Raw genomic sequence first — 19442 nt, 5'->3', positions numbered from 1 at the left:
TACCTACTCTGGCCGACGTCGGCTACGTCAGTTGTTCCGGAGGGTCCGGACCTGGCTGGCTACGGCCGCGGCCACGGGCGCGATCTGGATCGCTTGTGGCGTACTGCAAGAGCTTGGTGGTCGGCTCACCGAATGGCTGTGGTGACCTGATGGGTCGGCGGCAGAGGCCCGTGGGAAACGTGGGCGCATGACGTATCGAGAATTGATCGATTGATGAACAGGTGGGAGTGCTGGGTGGGCGAACGTCAGGCGTGCTCGCGAGGTATTCGCTCGACAGGACTTCAGTCCGTCGACTCGGTCCGGCACAGAGATTTCTCCTCAGCCCTCCCAGACCGCGACGATGTCCTTACCACGTCGAGTTGCCTCACGAAGCCATTCGAGATGGTGTTCCACGGAGCTGAGAGCCTGTGAGTCGACCTTCGCGAGGATCGCGGAGTCCAGGGCGTCCCAACGCTGCACAGCCTCGGCGCATGCCTCCTTCGACCATGACCCATGCCCTGCACAATCGGGGTAGTCCAAGTCTTCGTCCAGCTCCCCGCCATAGACCAGATCCGACAAGGCGAGGTTCATTCCGAGGGCGGCGAAAGCCTGGTCGACGTTCTCCACCCAGCCCATGTGGAAGGTCATGTGATCGAGGTCGTCACCGAGATGCTCACAGAGGCTCTCATAGGCACCGATGTAGCTGGGTCCGTGCTCTGCCAGGAACGGTCCACCATCGATCACCGCACGCAGCGCGACTGGAGACGGGAGGTCCACGTACTCCTCCTCGTCGTCCTCGTCATCGTCCTCGATATCGAGATCGTCCTCGAGAAGCTCGTCCGGCCAGGTCGCCACGATCGCGTCGAACAGCGCCATATCCTTCGATCCGACAGCGTTCGTCACGGCGTCACCGTCGACGAGGTACAGATGCATGATGTAACCCACCGGGCAGCTGTATGCGGGCGCACCGACGCTCTCGGTTCGAAACCCGTTCGGGTCGAGCCGGTTTCGCAACTCGGGGGCCGATGGCCGCGTGGAAGGCGTCTGCGCGTGATCGAGGGCGGCGTGGCCTGGGACGATTGACCCTCGCCTGAGGAATTAACTGCGGTCAATTCTCTGGCCCGGATCTGTCTGTCGATCGTTTCTCGACACAGGCTCGACTCGTCGCAGGGGCCACGGATGTGGCGGGAAAGGCTTCAATGCCGGCCCGGTCCGAGATGATCGGGAGATGCGATTCTCCGAGCGACGTGGGCTCGTCCCAGTCCGGTCCGTTGTTCAGATCGAGAGCACAGACGACGAGCTCCGCACCCAACTTCGGAACGTCACCTAGCCCTCTACCTCCAGAGCCGAATCGGGGTCTACGGCGAAGACTTTGCTGAGTTCCAGCGGATCTGGGTGCACCTCATGGGTAGGGACCTCGACCACTGTGCCGGCCACGGCATGCCAGACGAGATCAAAGGCCGGATCAAGAACGGCAAATGGTTCCAGGTCTACGACCTTCTCGAGGAACTCGTAGCCGTCAAGTCCCTGAGATTCTCAACGGACACACTGTCGTCGAGTACTTCAACACCGTGCTGGAACGCCACCTGGCGGGGTACCGCCGCGTAGCTCGCGAGGTTGCGCCGATCTCGGACACCACGAGCTCTCCGAGGTCGAGGGTCTCCGATCCGGTAATAGGTCTGGGTGGTGTCGATCTGGCGGTGCTGCATCAGTTCACACAGAACATCGATGGGAACGCCGACGTCGACACACACGAAACGCGTGGCCGACGGACGGGTAGGAGTTCACCTGCGACCTGCGCAAAGGCGCGGGTAGCAGGTGAGAACTCAACCTCACACCACGGACGCCGCGGACAGGATCGAGTAGGCGACCTGGATGCCTCGAACGGCGCCGTGGTCGGCGATGAAGGCGTCCGCCAGCAGGTTGTAGACCTTACCGGGCGCGAACCTGTAGTCATGGCCGACCGCGGCCAGCTCCGTCTCGTTGCCCAACGCCTCGTCGGTGCGCTGGGCACCGTTGCGGCCCATGCCGCCGTACGGGTCGTTCCGGTCGCCGAGCGCAGCGGCATTCTGCGAGGCGATGCGCGACGCGAGCGGGTAGGCGATTCCGACAGCTTTGTCGTTCTTGGTATGCGTGATGAGGATCGGGCCGGATGCGCGGCGGTCTGTGAGGATCGCCCGGAATGCGCCGGCCTTCCCGCCGCCGAAGTCGCCGGAGAGCCCGTTGTGCGAGAACGCCGCCTGCAGCAGGCTGAGCGTGACCTGAGGGGTGTTGTCGTCCAGGGCATGGGCAGCGGCGGTCACCAGCCGCCCGCCGAAGCTGTGGCCGACGAGGTGGACGCGCACATCTGGGTGCTCCGTGCGGACCCGCCGGACCACCGGGGCAAGGCCGTTGGCCCCGACTGTCCCGGCCCGCGACTTCATCTGGAAGTACGTCGTGAGGTTCGCCAGCCGCCGCGCAGCAGCAATCGCGCCATCGAGGCGATCCCGGATGCCGGCGGCGCCACCGTTATCGGCGCCTCTACCGCCTGCGCCGCCCCCGATCGCCTCGGCGCCCGGCGCGGAAACGGGCCCCTCCAGGGCGTCGAACAAATCCTCTGCGTCTGCGCTGAAGAACGCGGCCGCGCCGTCGTCATCTACCGAGTCGTCGGCATCGACAAGGGATCTCAGGAGGTCGACGTACGCCGCACGAGCGTCGGGATCCGAGGCCAGTTGCGGGACGAGCGCCTTCGCCGAGGCGACCGCCTGGTCACGCGCGGGCGACGTGACTCTGTCGCCCAGTCGCGTCGGGTCCTCGGCCAGTCTGTCCAGTACCAGCTCGAGAGCGGCGTCGTTCGCCACCGTCGCGCCGGCCGCACCGCCACCTGGGATGAGGTCCTTGTCCGCGAACTTCTTGCTCGGCCAGTACACACGGCAGGCCGCGAAGGTGCGGCCGTCGAGACCGCGCAGCGTCGTCGGCGCCTGCGGATTGGCGCGCAAGTCCAGCAGCCGTTGCACGTTGCCCAGCAACTCGTCGTACAGGTCCGTGGCCTCCTGCACGTCGTTGTTCCAGCCGTGCGAAACCACGATCAGGTCGGTGGCGTCCAGGTCACTGACGAGGTCCTGCACCTGGTCGGCGGCGAAAAGCGTACCGCCACTGGTGAACTCGACATCGAATGTCTGCATGGCGTGGCTCCGATCAGACCGATTGGATGGCACGAACGAGGTCCACCAGACCGTGCCCCTCGAAGTAGCGCTCACGACCGAGCGGGGAGGCCGTAGAAGTGAAGATTCGCTTCACGTCGCGGGGCCTACCGATGAACTCTCGTCGGATGGACAGGAAGGCTGCGATCGCCCCGGACACGTGCGGGGCGGCCATACTGGTGCCACTGTCCTCCATGTAGTCGGCGAAGGCCACACCTCCGCCCGCCGACGCGGCACTGACGTCGGCCGCTCGGATGGCTTCACGCAGGCGAGTGCCTGCGCCGCAGGAGGTGATCCGTTCGCCGGGGGCGACCAGGTCGGGTTTGAGTCGGCCGTCGCCGGTGGGTCCCTTCGAGGAAAAGTACGAGACGCCGTACATGTACGGCGCCTCGCGGTGTGTAGCGCCGACGGTTATGGCCTGCTCCGCGTTGCCCGGGTCGTTGATGGTATTCGACAGTCCGACCCTTGTTTCCCGTGTGCTCGACCCAACGCTGCCGTAGCCCGTATTGCCGGCGGCCGCCACGACGACGACGCCCGACTGGACCAGTCGGTCGACCTCAGCGCAGATCGGGCTTTGGCCGCAGGCGAACATCTCGGCGTCGAATTCGTATCCGACACTGAGGTTTACCCCGTGCACGCGGAGCAGCTTGGGGTTGTCATTGAGGTTCTCGCGGATGTATTCCAAAGCGCGGATCACGTCGCTGGAACGTCCCTCACCGAACTCGTTGAGCACCTTGAGGCTCACGAGTCGGCACTGCGGAGCCACGCCGTGTAGGTGCTCCAGGTCGTTGAACTGCTGGACGATGGCGCTGGTCCGTTCAAGCTGCCCGCGGACGCCGGGTCGATCGACCCGCTCGAACAGCCGCACCCTCTTTGCCTCGCGGTTGAGCGGAGCGCACCCGGCGATGATCCCGGCGACGTGCGTGCCGTGTCCATATTCGTCCTCGAGCGCCGCGTTGCGGTGGGCATCGACGCGTCGGGTCCGTTCATCCTTGTCGATTGTCGGGTCGTCCGGGTCCAGGACGGGTCGCGGTTCCAGTGGTATCCCATCCATTTCGACCGCTTCGTCCACGAAGCTACGGTGCAGGTTCCTGACCCCCTCGGCATCTACGGTCTTGTATTTCTTGAAGTGTGCATGGCGTCCGTGGATCCCGGAGTCGATCACCGCCCAGACGATTCCGTCTCCCTCTGCCTCGAAGGAGCGCCGGGCAGCGTTTGCCTTGATTGTCGGCAGCGACCGGTACACCTGACTTCGGACGGGAAAGTCCGGCCAGAGCTTGTAAATCGCACGGAAGCGCATCGGATTGCCCTCTGTCTCACCGGCCTTCGCCAGTGCCTGCTTCTCGTCCTGCTTGAGCAGCTTCTTACACTCGGCCCACGACATGCGACACAGGTAGTAGGTGCGCGAGATCGGGGTCGGCTCGGGCCCATTCCGCACGACCTCCGCGTGCAATTCCTTGAGTGTCGCGACCGCGCCGAGCAGACCCTCGGTGTGCTGCAGGTTCAACTCCACGATGTAGGGGCCACGCCTGCCTGGCTCCTCCTCGAGCCGCCATTCCTTGCGCCGCGCCTTGTCGTAGAGCCCGGGCGGAGCGAATGTCCGTGCGAACTGCTGGCCGACTTCCTGGTCGCCGTGCGTGGCGGTACGCCGCTTGCGAGCTTCGCGCCCCTCGGGTTCCGATGTCGTCATCAGCGTTCGTCCCCTTTCAGGAGCCCCAGCTCATCCGCCGCTGTCCCCGGAATAGGCAGTCGCCCTGCTCGGCGAATTTGAGCACATAATCAACGAATTCGGCTGGCTCACGCGCTTCGCGGGCGATTATCGCCTTCGACATACTCCTATTGAACTGCGGATCCCGGCGGACTGACGAAGGCGCGCCGGAGTCCAGTCGAGCCCGACTTTTCGCCTGTCAGGCGCGGTCGTGGAGCGTGATCCGGTAGCCGTCGGGGTCGGCGAAGGTGAATGTCCGACCGAAAGGACCGTCGATCGGTGCGGAGACGATGGTGTGGCCGTCGGCGACCAGAGCATCGTGGATGGCTTGGACGTCTGTGGCGTGGAGCCAGATCGCGGCACCGATGCCGGGCTGAGCAGCGGATGCGAGATCGGTGCCGGGAACGATGTCGCGGAGTGCGAACGCGATCGGCTTCGTCTCGAAGACGACGGCGTGCGCAGGTCCGGCCTGCGAGCGGACCAGGCCGAGGTACTGCTCGTAGAACGCCCGCGAAGCGTCGAGGTCGCGCGCTTGGAGCGAGAGGAAGTCGGGGCCGGTGACGGGCATGATGATGCTCCTTCTCTTCGTGTCAGTTTTCTGACATTGGAGAATGTATGTCAGAGTACTGACATGAGTCAAGACGGTGTCGGCGTCGACCTGGAGACGTCACTGGGCTACCTGCTGAAAGAGGCGTCGAGCGCGCTGCGCGTAGCCATGGAGGAGGTGCTGCGGCCGCTCGGGATGAACGTGACCCACTACTCCTGCCTCGAGCTGCTGGCTCAACGACCGGGCCTGTCGAACTCCGAGCTCGCCCGCGGCGCGTTCGTGACCCGGCAGACGATGAACGTGCTGCTCCAGACCCTGGAACGAGACGGCTACGTGACCAGGCCCGCGGAGGCACCCGTCGGGAAGGTTCTTCCCACGCGGCTCACGCCTCGCGGACGCCGGAGCCTCGAGAAGGCGACCGTCGCGGTCCGCTCCGTCGAGGTCAGAATGCTGGCCGACCTGACCGAGACCGAACAGTCAGGCGCGTTCCGGATCCTGCGGAGCATGATCCATTCCCTGCGCGATGGTAACGACGGCACATAGCGCGTTCCCCGGCGCACGTTCGACCGCGGCGGCATTACACCAACGCTTGCCGACAACGGGCGTACCGGTAACGCGCAGATAGGCGCCATCACCGGGGTTCTTGTCGAACACCGCGACATCCACCAGGACGACCCTCTGGATTCACCCGATTCGGGTGAGGCGCGCGGACTGGCGGCGGTGCACGATTCGCCTATGGGATCAACTCCAGTTCTGGGCCCGGTGCTGTCGATCGACGCAGCGGGCGCAATGGCGACGACGATCTCGACGAGATGAGACCGACCGGCATGGCCGCACAGCAGTGGTGTCGTTGCGCCAGGACACCTGAGCCAAGGCGACTGTCTGCCGCCACGTACGGGGCGAATGCTGAAGTGGCCCTGCATATTCCGTTGCCACGCGACGCAGTCGACGCTGACGTCGCCGCAGCGACGATCTACCGGAGAACCGAGACGCCACTTCGGATGGGCAGGCCGATCAGGCCGCCCAGCCGGGCTTCGGCGTCATCGCAGTGAGCACGACCCGCTGTCCGACATTCACAGACCAGGAGATTCCAGTGAAGCTCGAGAGCAGTGTCTATGGGATAGCGTCGATCGCGGCGGTTGTGCTGATGACCGCGGCGTGTAACTCCGACGACACCACATCCACGCCGACGACCACCCCGACCGCCCAGGTCAACACCCTGCAGAGCAGCATCGTCGCAACGGCGTCCGCGGCGGTGAGTTCCGTGCGCGAAAACGTGCAGCAAACGGTTCAGGATGCGATCAACAAGATCTTGGCTGCCGCCCCGATCGCCTTCGACCCGGGCAGTTCCGACCTCGGCACGATCGACACCGTCACCCTCACAGCGGTTGCGGCCGCCTTGCAGGGGAACGACACCAAGATAGAAATCACGACCTACGCCCAGGATTCGAATGTGGCCACCGCAAAATCTCTGGCCGAAGCCCGCGGTGACAATATCGCGGCCGAGCTCGAGGCCGCCGGCATCGACAAGTCGCGTATCACGGTGAAGTCCGATGCGAATCCCTCGGACCCGCAGGTCGATCCCGATCAGGCCAAGATCACGGTCGTCGACGGATAGAACAGGATGTCACCAACGGCCGGCGCCCACCCGGATCGCACGCCGAGCCCGACTCCCGCAGCAAGGATCCGGCGCAGGGACGCCCCGCACCGGTAGCCTGGCGCCGGTTCCACCGTCGGCGCCGAGAGGTCCGCCCGCATGGAGAGGATGCGTTGTGGACGTACTCGTAGCCGGTTCGACCGGGTTCATCGGGCGGCGGCTCTGCCCGGATCTCCAGGAGTCCGGGCACATCGTGCGGGCGATGACCAGGCACCCGGACAACTATCGCGGCGCCGGCACGCCCGTCGGCGCCGACGTCGCCGACCGCGAGTCGCTGTATACCGCGCTGCGCGACTGCGACAGCGCCTATTACCTCGTGCACTCGCTGACCGAAGAAGACTTCGAGCGGCGCGACGCGGCGGCGGCGCGGAACTTCGGGCAGGCAGCCGCAGCAGCCGGAGTGCAGCGCATCATCTACCTCGGCGGGCTCGGCAACGACGCCGATCGCCTCTCGGCGCACCTGCGCAGCCGCAGGCAGGTCGAAACACTGCTCGGCCAGGCCGGTGTACCGGTCACGACGCTGCGCGCCGGGATCATCGTCGGGCACGGCGGCATCTCCTGGGAGATCACCCGGCAGCTGGTCGAGCACCTGCCCGCGATGATCACCCCGCGCTGGGTCCGCACCCGTACCCAACCGATCGCCGTCGACGACGTGATCCGCTACCTGGCAGGCGTGCTCGACGACCCACGGACAACCGGCCATACCTATGAGATCGGCGGGCCGGACGTTCTCGCCTACCTCGACATGCTGCGGCGCGTGGCACGTATCCAGGGACGCCCGACACCGATCGTGCCCGTTCCCTTCCTCTCACCGCGACTGTCCTCCCTGTGGCTCGCACTGGTCACCGATGTCGATGTCCAGACGGGCCGGTCGCTGGTCGACTCGATGGTCAACGAGGTCGTCGTGCACGACACCGCCATCCGCGACCTCCTGCCGTTCGACACGATCGGCTACGACGAGGCGGTCTTGCGTGCGCTCGGCGAACGCGTCGGGCTGCGGCACGACGAATGAAGACCCGTTCCTGGCTGCGTAGGGTACGGCCGAAGCAGGGCGAGCGACGTCCACGAGACGTCGCGGCCGTCGGCTTGGCCGGCGCGGCTCTGCTCGGCGCCTCACTGGCCGCACCGCCCGCCAGCGCGCGCTTCTACGGCCTCACGCTCGCCACGGCCGCCACCCTCACCCTCGGTGGCCTGGCCACTACCCCACCGCCGGTCGAACCGCGCGACCGGCGGATACTCGTGTCCGCGACAACGGGCATCGCGGCTTTCGGGGTGTTCTACGGTTGCGCGCTGATCGCGCGACGAATCCCGGTGCTGCGCACAGCGATCACCAACCTCCTGCGCTACGCGGATCGAGGTCGGACGCCGGCGGTGCTCCTGACCGCGCTGGCCAACGGCGCTGCCGAGGAGGTCTACTTCCGAGGCGCCGTCTACCACGCCGCGCCGAGCCGGCCGGTCGCCGTGTCCACCGGCGCCTACATTCTCACCACCACCGCGACCCGCAACCCGGCGCTGGTTCTGGCCGCCGCCGTCATGGGCACACTGTTCGGCATGCAGCGTCGGTCCACGGGCGGGATCCAGGCCTCCCTGATCGCGCATCTGACGTGGTCCACCCTGATGCTGCACTTCATGCCACCGCTGTTCCTCGACGACCCCCCCGGCCCGACGATGCGGTCTCCAGGATGACCCTCACCTCACGGCGGCGATCGAGTTCATCGGCGAACTCGGATGGACCCGGACCGAACGGCGCTCGTTCGTCCGCAGGATCTCATTCGGGCCGGGTCCGGGTGCGTGGGCTCGGTCACGGATTCGCAATCTTGCGTCCTGATTCGCCCACGCCCGTAGTGCCCGAGACGTACGGTAATCACCGACACGGTCGTCGAATCCGGCGGCGGTGGTGAGCGGTGGCGGAGTCGAAAGTCGGTGAGTCCTAGTGGTATCCGAGTCGGAGTTCGAGGAACTGTCGCGTCGAGCCGAAAGCGACGGTACCGCACCACGGGTCGGTGCGATCATCGATCGCGGTGGACAGGTGCTACTACTCGCGCGCCACGACACCGGCCCGATCAAGGCCACTCTGAAGCTTCCCGGCACCACTGTGATGCCGCGGGAGCCTCTCGCCGACGCGGTCGTCCGGGGCGTGTACGAGGAAACGGGCTTGGTTGTCACCGGGATTCGGCACCACGTCGGGGATTTCGACTACCTGTCCCCCGACGCGCACCCGGTTCGCCGCTTGCATTTCGCGGTGGATGTCGCAGCGACCGATCCGATCCGCCTCACCATCCATGCCCGGTACGTCTGGGCACCACTCGATGGTGAACTGCCGGTGACATCCTCCATCCGCCGCATTCTCGATACCTACCGCACTCTCGTCCACCCCTGACATCCGAATCGGACTACGGTCGAGCGGTTCGCACGGTGTCGGTCAACCGACGATTGGTCACCCGCAGTTGTCGTGCGGTGCTGGTGGTCAGCGCCCGCGTCTGAGCGGAATCGAGGCGGCCACACACCCGCCCCCAATGCACGGCGACCTGGTCACCGACAGCCACCTCGGTCGCCAGGTGCTGGTCGTCCACCTCGGCGCGCTGGAGCGCTGGAGCGGACAACCGCAGCCGCGGACCGTCCAGGACCAGCCGCTGACAGCGGACAGCCGCGGCGCCGTCTTCGCGGGCCATCACGGTGCCCCAGGTGATGCGGCAGCTGTCCAGGATGCGGATCGGGTGCTCGTCGGCGCCGCGGCCGAGCAGCCGGGTCCAGGGATACACGCCGAAGACGTGGAACCCGTGGTTGGCGGCGGCTTCCCCGGCAAGGTCGGAATTCAGGTAGGACCAGTAGTGCCCGGCCATCGGTGCGATGATCGCGAGCAGTTCGGTGGTGAAGGCGTCGGCGTCGAGGTCGGCGCCGATCCCGCCACCGAGCCAATAGGACTCGACGAGGCGCCGGTCGAGCGGATCGGCGATACCGGTCAGTCTCGACATGGCCCGCAGGTAGGGCCAGGCTCCGGAGAACTGCCGGGCCAGGGCGCGGATTTCTTCGGCGGAGCCGTTGTGCAGCGCCCGCGCGTCGGAGGGACCGCAGTAGCCGAGCCGGTTGGGCGCGTAGGCGTAGCGGGCGAACATCTCGGTCCCGTCGATGATCGCGCCTCCTGTCAGCAGATCCGTGGCAGTTGTTCTCCGGCGGGCAGATCCACCACCCGCGTGCCGCCCAGGGCGGTGCGGGCGACCACCATGCCCGGATGGTCCTCGACGCAGACACCGATGGCTTCGGCGCGGGCGCCCAGCGGGTGCGCCCGCATGGCCGCGAGCACTCGGTCGGCGTCCTCGGGGGCGATGAAGGCGATCAGCTTGCCCTCGTTGGCGACATACATCGGATCGAGGCCGAGCAGGCCGCACGCATCACGGACCGCGTCGGGCACGGGCAGTTTCCGTTCATCCAGTGCCACACCCACTTTCGCGACACCGGCGATCTCGTTGAGTGTCGCCGCGACTCCGCCGCGCGTCGGGTCGCGCAGCACGTGCACATCGGCACCGGTGGCCAGCATCACGGCGACCAGGCCGTTGAGCGGCGCGGTGTCGCTGCAGACGGCGGTGCCGAATTCGAGGCCTTCGCGGCAGCTCATCACCGCGACGCCGTGCACTCCGATGTCACCGCTGACGAGCACGACGTCACCGGGGCGGGCCCGCTGCGGGCGGATGTCGATGCCGTCGTCGATGATGCCGATGCCCGCGGTGTTGATGAAGATCCCGTCGCCGTGACCGGAGTCGACCACCTTGGTGTCGCCGGTGACCAGTTTGACTCCGGCCGCCAGCGCAGCGGTGCCGACAGCCTCGGCGACCCGGGCGATCTCGGCGAGCGCGGTGCCTTCTTCGAGGATGAACGCCGTGGACAGCACCATCGGCCGCGCACCCGCCATGGCCAGGTCGTTGACGGTGCCGTTGACGGCCAGGTCTCCGATCGACCCGCCAGGGAACGCCAGGGGTTTCACGACGAAGGAGTCGGTCGAGAACGCCAACCGCGCGCCGCCGAGGGTGAGCACCGCCGAATCACCCATGCCCGCCTCGGCGGCGGAGCCGAACGCGGGCAGGAACAGGTGCTCGATCAGCTCACCCGACATCGCTCCCCCGCCACCGTGACCCATCACGATGGTCGGTGAGTCGCGCAGCGGCATGGGGCACACCCAGCTGTCCATGTCGAGCCCGGCCGCCGCGTTGTCCTCACGCATGAGCCACCTCCGCGGGCAGGTCGAGACGCCGGTACAGGTAGTAGGCCGCGCAGGCGCCTTCGGAGGAGACCATGGTGGCCCCCAACGGGTTTCGCGGTGTGCACTGCTTGCCGAAGGCGGCGCACTCGTGCGGCTTGATCAGTCCTTGCAGCACCTCGCCGGAGCGGCAGATCGAGGACTCCGCGGTGTGCAGGTCGGTGACCGCGAACCGGTGCTCGGCGTCGTAGGCGAGGTAGCGTTCCGAGAGACGCCAGCCGCTGTTCGGGATCACACCGATCCCGCGCCAGGCGCGGTCGGTGACTTCGAAGACGTCGGCGAGCATCGTCTTCGCGGCCGGGTTGCCTTCGGCGCGGACCGCGCGGGGATAGGCGTTCTCGAGTTCGTGCTTGCCGTTCTCGAGCTGGGTCACGGTGCGCCGGATGCCTTCCAGGATGTCGAGGGGCTCGAAGCCGGTGACCACCATCGGTACCCCGTACTTGTCGGCCAGCGGCGGATACTCCTCGGTGCCCATCACACTGCAGACGTGCCCGGCGGCCAGGAAGCCCTGGACCCGGCAGCTCGGCGATTCCATGATCGCGGCGATGGCGGGTGGGACGAGTACGTGGGAGACCAGCAGCGAGAAGTTCTCGATGCCGAGTCGTTTGGCCTGATAGACGGTCATCGCGTTGGCCGGTGCGGTGGTCTCGAAGCCGATGCCGAAGAACACCACCTGCCGGTCGGGGTTCTGCCGGGCGATGGTCAGCGCGTCCAGTGGCGAGTACACCACCCGCACGTCACCGCCCTCGCTCTTGACCCGGAACAGATCGCGTTCGCTACCCGGGACCCGGAGCATGTCGCCGAAGGAGCAGAAGATCACCCCGGGCTGCGCGGCGATCTCGAGCGCCTTGTCGATCACCTCGAGTGGGGTGACGCACACGGGGCAGCCGGGGCCGTGGATCATCTCGATCTCGTTCGGCAGCAGCTGGTCGATGCCGTGGCGGATGATCGAATGGGTCTGTCCGCCACAGACTTCCATGATGGCCCACCGCTGGGAAGTGGCCGCGCGGATCTGGTCGAGCAGGTTCTTCGCCAGGTCGGGGTTGCTGAATTCGTCGAGATACTTCATGACGTCACCTCCGTGTCGTCGCCGGCGCCGGAGTCGGTCGCTGCCGGTTCTGCCGTGGGATCGGGGAGCCCGGATTGTTTGGCGGCGAGGGCGAACCCGTCGCCGAACTCCTCGTTGAGCACACCGAGGTGCTCGAATTCGGCCAGTGTGCGCAACGCCGATTCCTCGTCGAGGCGCTGGATGGCGAAGCCGACGTGGACCACCACGTAGTCGCCGATCGCCGCGTCCGGAATGTATTCCAGGCACACGTCTTTGTGCACGCCGCCGAAGTCGACGACCGACATCATGGTGCCGTCGCGTTCGTGCAGGCTGAGCACCTTTCCCGGGACTGCCAGGCACATCGCTGCTCTCCTTTCGCTCAACCCGCACCGGCGGCGAGTAGTTGTCCGAACGCGAGACCACCGTCGTTGGGCGGCAGTCGGCGATGGGTGATCACAGGGAATCCGTTGTCGCGCAACACAGTGCGTGCTGCCGAGAGCAGCAGCGCGTTCTGGAACACCCCACCCGAGAGCGCGACGGTCGTCGGGGGCGTTGCGAAATCCAGGGCGAGGTCGAGGACCAGGGCGGCCACGGCGTGATGGAAGCGGGCGGCGATCACGGCCGCCGGGACGCCGTGCGCGGCGTCGGTGACCACGGCGGCCACGACCGGGGCCGGGTCGATCACGGCCGGGTCGGCGGTGTGATCGAGGCCGAACCGGTAGGTGCGGGAGCCGGGGTCGGCCGCTCGCGCGACGGCCTCCAGTTCGATCGCGGCCTGGGCCTCGTAGTCGACGGTGTGGCGGACTCCGGCCAGCGAGGACACGGCGTCGAAGAGCCGTCCCATGCTCGAGGTCGGGGTACATCCGAAGCCGGAGCCGAATTGGTGTGCCAGCACCGCACGTTCATCGGCGGGGCAGGCGGCGACCGAGGCGATCGTGTCCGACCAGTCCAATCCCGCGGACCACAGATGCGCCAGCGCCATCCGGTAGGGCCTGCGCACGCTGACGTCCCCGCCCGCCAGCGGCACGTATTTCAGGTGCGCGAGCCGCCGGTAGCCCTTGTAGCCGGCGGCCAGGACTTCACCGCCCCAGATGGCGCCGTCGGGTCCGAATCCGGTGCCGTCGAACGCGATCCCGGTGACCGTGTCCGAGGCGCCGAGTCCGTGTTCGCCCATGACCGCGGCGATGTGCGCGTGGTGATGCTGGACGGTGTGGACCGGACGGCCTTCGGCATGGGTGCGCGCCCAGGTGGTGGATCGGTAGCGCGGATGCGCGTCGACGACCAGCTGGGTGGGTTGGACCCCGGTCAGTTCCGCGAGGTGCTCGGCGGCGAAGCCGAAGGCGCGCAGGGTGGCCAGGTCGTCCATGTCGCCGATGTGCTGGCTGAGCCACGCGTAGCGGCCGTCGCCGACCGCGCAGGTGTTCTTCAGGTCCGCGCCGACGGCGAGCGTCGGCGGTACCGGGACGGGCAGGGTCAGCGGGAGCGGCGCGTAGCCGCGCGAGCGGCGCAGAGGCAGCTCGATGCCGTCGACGACACGCACCACGGAGTCGTCGCACGGGGTGAGGATGCGGCGGTCGTGGGCGAGCCAGCCGTCGGCGAGGTCGGTGAGACGGGTGCGGGCATCGTCGTCGGCGAAGCAGATCGGTTCGCCGCCGAGATTGCCCGAGGTCATCACCAATACCCGCGGGCCGGGCGGGTCGCCGGGGAGCCCGAACAGCAGCAGGTGCAGTGGCGTGTAGGCGAGCAGCACACCGAGGTCGGGGTTGCGTGGCGCGATCGAGGGGGCAAGCGGGTCGGCGCCACGAGGCAGCAGGACGATCGGCCGTTGCGGGCCGCTGAGCAATGCGGCGGCGCTGTCGTCTACCTCGGCGATCGCGCGCGCGCCGGCCAGGTCGGCGACCATGACGGCGAACGGTTTGTCGCCGCGCCGCTTCCGGCGGCGCAGGGTGGCCACGGCGTCCTCGTTGGTGGCGTCGCAGGCGAGGTGGTAGCCGCCGATGCCCTTCACGGCGAGAATTCCGCCCTCGCGTAAGAGGTTTCGTGCCGACTCCACCGGGTCACCCGGCCCGGTGTAGGTCAGGCGGGGGCCGCAGTCGGGGCAGGCGATGGGTTGGGCGTGGAAGCGCCGGTCGGCCGGGTCGGCGTACTCGACGGCGCAGCGCCGGCACATCGGGAAGCCGGCCATCGACGTGCTGGGCCGGTCGTAGGGCAGTTCGGCGATGATGGTGAACCGGGGGCCGCAGTTGGTGCAGTTGATGAAGGGGTGGCGGTAGCGGCGATCGGTGGGATCGGCGAGTTCGGCGGCGCAGTCGGCACAGATCGCGACGTCGGGTGAGGCCAGGGTGCGGCCACCGCCGTCGCGGGTGGTGTCGGCGATGCGGAATCCGGTGCCGCCGAGGAGCGCGACGGTGCACTGATCGACCGATTCCACGACGGCCAGCGGTGGTGGACGCTCGCGCAGACGCCGAGCGAACTCGTCCAGATCGGCAGGCGCACCTTCGATCTCGATGATCACCCCCGAGCTGTCGTTGGACACCGCCCCGGACAGGGACAGTTCGGCGGCGGTGGTGTAGACGAAGGGCCGGAAGCCGACGCCCTGCACCACCCCGCGGACCACGAGGCGACGGCGTTGCCGGTCGGCGGTCATGGCTGTTCGCCTCGTCCGAGCAGGTTCAACCCGGCCAGCGCGGTGGCGGCACCGGCCTCGTCGGTCTTCTCGACCGCCAGACCCATGTGGATGATCACCCAGTCGCCGGGGTGCACCGGATCCTCCTCCAGCAGACCGATGTTCACCTTGCGGTCCTCGCCGGAGACCGTCACCAGAGCGAGCTGCCCGTGGTAGCCGTCGAGGATCTCCACGACCTGTCCGGGAATGCCGAGGCACATGGTTCATCCCTCCGATCGGTTCGACGGGGTGAGCGGCTCGCGCGGGTCGGTGGCCAGTCGCGTGAGCACCTCGGCCACCGCCGCCACCGCCGGGTCGACCGCGGCGAGGACTGGTTCGGACAGTCCGATGCCCTCCTCGACCGAGCAGACCTGGCAACCGACGACGACGGTCGGCGGCAGGGTCCCGCCGAGAGCGCGCACGCTCGCGAACACGGCGTCGGGGTTCATAGCGTGCGCGTCGAGTTGCGCAGCGCCGGTGGCGTCGGGTTCGGCGTGGAAGACCGACAGCGCGCCAGGGGTGCCGCGGTCGGGAATCGCGTCGACGAGCACCAGCGCGTTCCAGGGGTCGAGCAGGTCGTAGGCCAGGTGCATGCCGCGGATGCCGTAGTCGACCACACGCACGTTCGCACCGTGCGGCGGGAGCCGTCGCACCACTTCGGGCCCGAAACCGTCGTCGCCGAGGAAGATGTTGCCGATCCCGGCGACGAGCACCCGTGCCGTCATCTCACATCCGGCGAATCTTCAGGTAGCGCTGCAGGTCCGGTATCGACCGGACGCCGAGGACCGCGGCAACAGTCGCCACCACCGCGGCGAACGCCACCGCGATCATTCCTATCGTGGCCATGGCTGACCTCTTCTCTCATTCTCGTGGGCTGTCGAGTGGTTCGATCTCCTCCGGGGCGAAATACAGGTAGCGGCCGTACCATTCGTGCAGTTCGGCGGCGGGGTCGTCCTCGATGACCACGCCGACGTGAGCCTGCCCGTCGACATCGGCGTGCACCGTGACGACCCGGGCGACCCTGCCGTCGTAGAACAGGTCGTGCGCGTCGGCGCGGCGCGACGGATGCAGGCGGACCCTGGTGCCGTTGCGCACCTTGACCGCGCCGACCATGACCGCGTCCGACTCCGGTCGAACAGCGTTGTCGGCCAACGGGTCCCACCAGTCGACGCCGTCGGGCACCTCCGGAATCAGGGCGGCGGATTCGGCGTGTGGATCCCGCAGGACCCCATGCAACTGCTGCAGGGCCTCCGGGCTCATGGCGTCGCAGCGGTCGATGATCTGGGCGGCCCGCTGATCGGTCGCGCGGGCCTCGGCCTTCTCCTGATCGGTCATGGTCATCACCCGCAGGGTGAGGATCTCGTCGATCTCGGTGGAGTCGAACAGCGGTCCTTCGCTCTGCTCGGCGATCTCGGGGTGGTCGTAGAGGATGATCGGGGAGATCAGCACGATGCTGTGGTCGCCGGGCGGTCCGGCCAGGACCGGGAAGCAGCGGTGCTGGACACAGCGGGCCACGGCGGTTTCGGCATCGGGCGGGGGTTCGAGCAGCGAGACGAACGAGCCGTCGTCGATGTCGGCGATGACGTGCGCGCCGATCAGTGAACGGGCCATGGCCTCCTCCCGATCGGTCGCCGGGGCACCGATATTGCGCAGGGTGACGCTCAGACGCGTCCATCGCCCGTCGGGTTCCACCGCCACCTGGACCTCACCGTCGAGGTGCACGCGGCTCCGGACCAGCCGACCGGCCGGTGACCCGTCGGTACCGGGGATCACCTCGAGATCGGTTCCGGCCGGAATCGATAAGCGTGCCGTCGAATCGATCAGCCGCAGCGGACCGATCCGCTCCTCGCATTCGACCGCCTCGTCCCAGCTGATCCACGATCGGCCGTCGACGACGAGCTCGGCGACCGGGACTCCCCCGGCGTCCTCGACCGTGCGGCGCTGCAGATGCAGGAACCGGACGGTCAGAGTGATCGAAGCGTGCTCGCCGGCGTCGAGCAGACACTGGGCCGACAGTTCCGCGTCCTCACCTAGGCCGGTCGCGGCGGCACCGGTGGGTCCGAGCACACCGAACTGCCAGCGGGACTGGTTCTTGGCCGAGTTCGCCCGGTACGGGTACAGGAGATAGCCCTCGTAGAGCACCGCGTCGGCGACCGCGCGTGCCCTGGCCCGTGATCTCGTCAGCTCCGTACTCATGAGCTGTCCTCGGCGGTGTCGAGCAGGCGGGTCATCGCGTCGTCGAAGCCGAGCAGACCGTGACTGGACTTGTAGGCGGCGATCGCGTCGAGGGTGTCGCGGCGCAGGCGCAGCCAGCCCGAGTTCGGGAAGTGCGCGGCCATCAGGTCCTCCCACACCGAGACCGGCATCTGGAACTTGTCCTCGCGGTCCCACGGTATCTGCTGCACCGCGAAACCTGTGGCGCCGCGGATGAACACGGTGCCGCTGAACAGGAAGATCAGGGGCACCGTCCCCTCGCGCAGGGCGTGCAGATACTTGGACCCGGTCACCTCGAAGTCGTAGGTGCACGGCATCGGCAGGTCGACTTGAGCACCGCCGTGGAATCCGGGAACCATGGTGGCGCAGTGCATCCAGAGGAAGGAACGCTGGGTGTCACGCCAGCGTTCGCGTGGCCCGAACAGGTCGAGCAGGCCGGCGCTCTCCTCGTCGGTGTAGCCGCGCCGGTGCGGTTCGATCCGCACCTGCGCGCGTAAGGCGATGGCGTGCACCGGTTCCTCGGCGAGCGCCGCGATCCCGACGCGCGCGGTCAGGGTCGGCGTCACGGCGTAGGGCTCGGGTGCGATGCCGAGTACCGCGAAGGTCGTCGAGTAGGCCGGGCACATCACACACCACCCGGGCGGGCGCGCGCCGACACCGCGGCGAAGAACTCGTCGAGATACCGGTGCACGTCCTGGCCGCCGTCGAACCCGCGCCACAGCAACCGCATCCGGCCGACGAATTCGTAGCAGGCGTCGATGGGCAGGAGCAGGCAGGCGGCCCCTTCGGTGCCGCGCTCGGGGACCCGGATCATCAGCGCCTCGACATCGGGGACGGCCACGTCGATCTCCGGGTGCCGGTCGAGCACCGTGCGCCACTGGTCCAGGGGCAGTTCGGATTCGGTGGCCCCCATCGGTCCCGGATAGAACGCGACGGTGCGGCCCAGCGCGGAATTGTCGAAGAAGAACGCCAGACCGACCGGGATCTCGAGCGCGTCCCACTCGCCGTGGCTGATGGTGAACTCCGGGAAGCGCAGGTACCGGTCGGGCACCGCCCGATACCGCAGGGTGGCGTTCTGGTCGGTGAACAGCAGGTAGCAGCCCCGGCATACGCACAGCAGCTGGCGTCCTTCGATATTCACCACGTGCTGGTGCTCGGCGGCGATGGACTCCGCGCACATCTCGCACCGTTCGCCCGCAGGCACGGCGGGCTTGCGGTCGACGGTGAGGCGCCGCAGCACCCCCAGCGGAGAACTCACCCGGTCACCCCCACCGGAACGGCCACCGACAGTTCGCCGGCGCGCACCAGCACCGGCAGCGGTTCCAGATGGCCGTCGCCGTCGACCCGGGCACCGGCGTGGACGGCGTCGTAGTGCGCTCGACAGGTCGGGCAGCGCAGGACCGCGTCACCGACCGGGAATCCGACCCGCCGCTGCAGCGCGGCACCGGCCAGGGAGTTGTCACATGACGGGCAGTGGTCGCGGTAGACGAACAGCTCGTCACCGACCCGGCAGGCGAGCACCGCGTGCCCGCCGATGGAGAAGCCGCCGACCTCGCCGGCACCGAGCTCACCCAGCTCCGGGACAGCGATCCAGCTCCCGTGGTGCTCGCCCACCGGGCGGGCCTCGGCGTGTACCCGCGCGAACAGTGAGTCGGCGGAGATCAGGGCGTCGGTCGACTCCGGTTGCGCGGCAGCTACTTCGATCGACTCGATCTCCGGCGCCGCGGCACGCACCGCGTCCTCGACCGCCAGTTCCAGGGTCACCGAGGACGAGGGGCAGGTGCGGCAGCTACCGGCCAGTTCGAGGCGCACGACGCCGTCGGCCACGCTCAGCAGTTCGACATCGCCACCGTGGGACCCCAGATACGGGCGGACACTATCGAGCGCCGCGCGGACCCGGGTCTGCACGTCGTGCGGGTGCAGGCCGTGCACCAGCAGCAGGCTCGCGACGAGATCGTCGGCAGCGAGCCGATCGCGCACGTCGTCGTCGACGAGCGCGAGGACCCGTGCCAGTCCGGCGCCGTAGAGGTCGGCGACCTCGCGCACCAGTTGCTCGGCACGTTCACGGGCGACGACCCCACCCGCCGAACTCGCGTTCAGCAGGGTCTCGATCCGCTCGCCTGCGCCGCGCCATCGGTCTTGGTCGATCGCTGCCTCGTCGTGCTCCCCCGGCCGATCCGGCATCAC

At 67.9% G+C, this 19442-nt stretch carries 21 protein-coding genes; 5 read left to right on the top strand and 16 right to left on the bottom strand.

The window, feature by feature from the left end; translation table 11 throughout:
* Window positions 1-318 precede the first annotated feature (318 nt).
* The 4 genes from ACFVAV_RS18945 to ACFVAV_RS18930 all read right to left on the bottom strand — a co-directional run bounded on the left by ACFVAV_RS18945 (window position 319) and on the right by ACFVAV_RS18930 (window position 5437).
* Window positions 319-882, bottom strand: a complete 564-nt coding sequence (locus ACFVAV_RS18945) for a hypothetical protein (RefSeq protein ID WP_379036238.1) — start codon at window positions 880-882, stop codon at window positions 319-321.
* A gap of 929 nt (window positions 883-1811) precedes the next feature.
* Window positions 1812-3143: a hypothetical protein gene (locus ACFVAV_RS18940; protein ID WP_379036237.1), complete on the bottom strand. Its 1332-nt coding sequence runs from the start codon at window positions 3141-3143 to the stop codon at window positions 1812-1814.
* A gap of 13 nt (window positions 3144-3156) precedes the next feature.
* On the bottom strand, window positions 3157-4851 hold the full coding sequence (locus ACFVAV_RS18935) for a S8 family peptidase (RefSeq protein WP_379036236.1): 1695 nt from the start codon (window positions 4849-4851) through the stop codon (window positions 3157-3159).
* Between the two features lie 217 nt (window positions 4852-5068).
* Window positions 5069-5437: a VOC family protein gene (locus tag ACFVAV_RS18930; protein WP_379036235.1), complete on the bottom strand. Its 369-nt coding sequence runs from the start codon at window positions 5435-5437 to the stop codon at window positions 5069-5071.
* A gap of 63 nt (window positions 5438-5500) precedes the next feature.
* Here ACFVAV_RS18930 and ACFVAV_RS18925 point away from each other — a divergent pair, with 63 nt between their 5' ends.
* The 5 genes from ACFVAV_RS18925 (at window position 5501) to ACFVAV_RS18905 (ending at window position 9453) form a co-directional block, all read left to right on the top strand.
* Window positions 5501-5959, top strand: a complete 459-nt coding sequence (locus ACFVAV_RS18925; RefSeq protein ID WP_379036234.1) for a MarR family winged helix-turn-helix transcriptional regulator — start codon at window positions 5501-5503, stop codon at window positions 5957-5959.
* Between the two features lie 550 nt (window positions 5960-6509).
* On the top strand, window positions 6510-7034 hold the full coding sequence (locus ACFVAV_RS18920) for an OmpA family protein (RefSeq protein ID WP_379036233.1): 525 nt from the start codon (window positions 6510-6512) through the stop codon (window positions 7032-7034).
* 154 nt (window positions 7035-7188) lie between these two features.
* Window positions 7189-8085 (top strand): NAD(P)H-binding protein, encoded by an 897-nt coding sequence (locus ACFVAV_RS18915; protein ID WP_379036232.1) that lies wholly within the window; start codon window positions 7189-7191, stop codon window positions 8083-8085.
* The gene (locus tag ACFVAV_RS18910; protein ID WP_379036231.1) at window positions 8082-8759 is read left to right on the top strand and encodes a CPBP family intramembrane glutamic endopeptidase; all 678 of its coding nucleotides are present in this window, start codon (window positions 8082-8084) and stop codon (window positions 8757-8759) included. Before ACFVAV_RS18915 ends, ACFVAV_RS18910 begins: the two co-directional genes overlap by 4 nt.
* A gap of 247 nt (window positions 8760-9006) precedes the next feature.
* Window positions 9007-9453 (top strand): NUDIX hydrolase, encoded by a 447-nt coding sequence (locus ACFVAV_RS18905; protein WP_379036230.1) that lies wholly within the window; start codon window positions 9007-9009, stop codon window positions 9451-9453.
* A gap of 13 nt (window positions 9454-9466) precedes the next feature.
* On the opposite strand, the gene ACFVAV_RS18900 is transcribed toward ACFVAV_RS18905, so the two are convergent.
* Genes ACFVAV_RS18900 through ACFVAV_RS18845 form a run of 12 tightly spaced genes read right to left on the bottom strand, consistent with a single transcriptional unit; the run spans window position 9467 to window position 19439 of the window.
* Entirely contained in the window at window positions 9467-10189 is a 723-nt protein-coding gene (locus ACFVAV_RS18900) for a DUF6390 family protein (protein ID WP_379036229.1), read from the bottom strand.
* Window positions 10190-10218: 29 nt separating this feature from the next.
* Window positions 10219-11292: a hydrogenase expression/formation protein HypE gene (gene hypE, locus ACFVAV_RS18895; RefSeq protein WP_379036227.1), complete on the bottom strand. Its 1074-nt coding sequence runs from the start codon at window positions 11290-11292 to the stop codon at window positions 10219-10221.
* Complete coding sequence (gene hypD, locus ACFVAV_RS18890) at window positions 11285-12397, bottom strand: hydrogenase formation protein HypD (protein ID WP_379036226.1); 1113 nt, start codon at window positions 12395-12397, stop codon at window positions 11285-11287. Before hypD ends, hypE begins: the two co-directional genes overlap by 8 nt.
* Window positions 12394-12738 (bottom strand): HypC/HybG/HupF family hydrogenase formation chaperone, encoded by a 345-nt coding sequence (locus ACFVAV_RS18885; RefSeq protein WP_063002942.1) that lies wholly within the window; start codon window positions 12736-12738, stop codon window positions 12394-12396. Before ACFVAV_RS18885 ends, hypD begins: the two co-directional genes overlap by 4 nt.
* Before the next feature lie 17 nt (window positions 12739-12755).
* Entirely contained in the window at window positions 12756-15023 is a 2268-nt protein-coding gene (gene hypF, locus ACFVAV_RS18880) for a carbamoyltransferase HypF (RefSeq protein WP_379036225.1), read from the bottom strand.
* Window positions 15020-15262: a HypC/HybG/HupF family hydrogenase formation chaperone gene (locus ACFVAV_RS18875; RefSeq protein ID WP_357346664.1), complete on the bottom strand. Its 243-nt coding sequence runs from the start codon at window positions 15260-15262 to the stop codon at window positions 15020-15022. The genes hypF and ACFVAV_RS18875 overlap by 4 nt, the downstream gene beginning before the upstream one ends.
* Window positions 15263-15265: 3 nt before the next feature.
* Complete coding sequence (locus ACFVAV_RS18870; RefSeq protein ID WP_379036224.1) at window positions 15266-15766, bottom strand: hydrogenase maturation protease; 501 nt, start codon at window positions 15764-15766, stop codon at window positions 15266-15268.
* Between the two features lies 1 nt (window position 15767).
* A complete protein-coding gene (locus ACFVAV_RS18865) occupies window positions 15768-15887 on the bottom strand; it encodes a DUF6893 family small protein (protein ID WP_379036223.1) in 120 nt (39 codons plus the stop codon).
* A 15-nt stretch (window positions 15888-15902) separates the two neighbouring features.
* Complete coding sequence (locus ACFVAV_RS18860; RefSeq protein ID WP_379036255.1) at window positions 15903-17225, bottom strand: hypothetical protein; 1323 nt, start codon at window positions 17223-17225, stop codon at window positions 15903-15905.
* A gap of 8 nt (window positions 17226-17233) precedes the next feature.
* The gene (locus ACFVAV_RS18855) at window positions 17234-17881 is read right to left on the bottom strand and encodes a DUF6084 family protein (protein ID WP_379036222.1); all 648 of its coding nucleotides are present in this window, start codon (window positions 17879-17881) and stop codon (window positions 17234-17236) included.
* A complete protein-coding gene (locus ACFVAV_RS18850; RefSeq protein ID WP_379036221.1) occupies window positions 17881-18513 on the bottom strand; it encodes a DUF5947 family protein in 633 nt (210 codons plus the stop codon). The genes ACFVAV_RS18855 and ACFVAV_RS18850 overlap by 1 nt, the downstream gene beginning before the upstream one ends.
* Window positions 18510-19439 carry a NifU family protein gene (locus tag ACFVAV_RS18845; protein ID WP_379036220.1) on the bottom strand — a complete coding sequence of 310 codons (930 nt, stop codon included), beginning with the start codon at window positions 19437-19439 and terminating at the stop codon, window positions 18510-18512. The genes ACFVAV_RS18850 and ACFVAV_RS18845 overlap by 4 nt, the downstream gene beginning before the upstream one ends.
* Window positions 19440-19442: the final 3 nt, after the last annotated feature.

The organism is Nocardia sp. NPDC057663 (assembly GCF_042799895.1).
GTDB lineage: Bacteria > Actinomycetota > Actinomycetes > Mycobacteriales > Mycobacteriaceae > Nocardia.
Note: the sequence above shows the minus strand (reverse complement) of the source record. Positions and strands in the feature narration are given on the sequence as shown.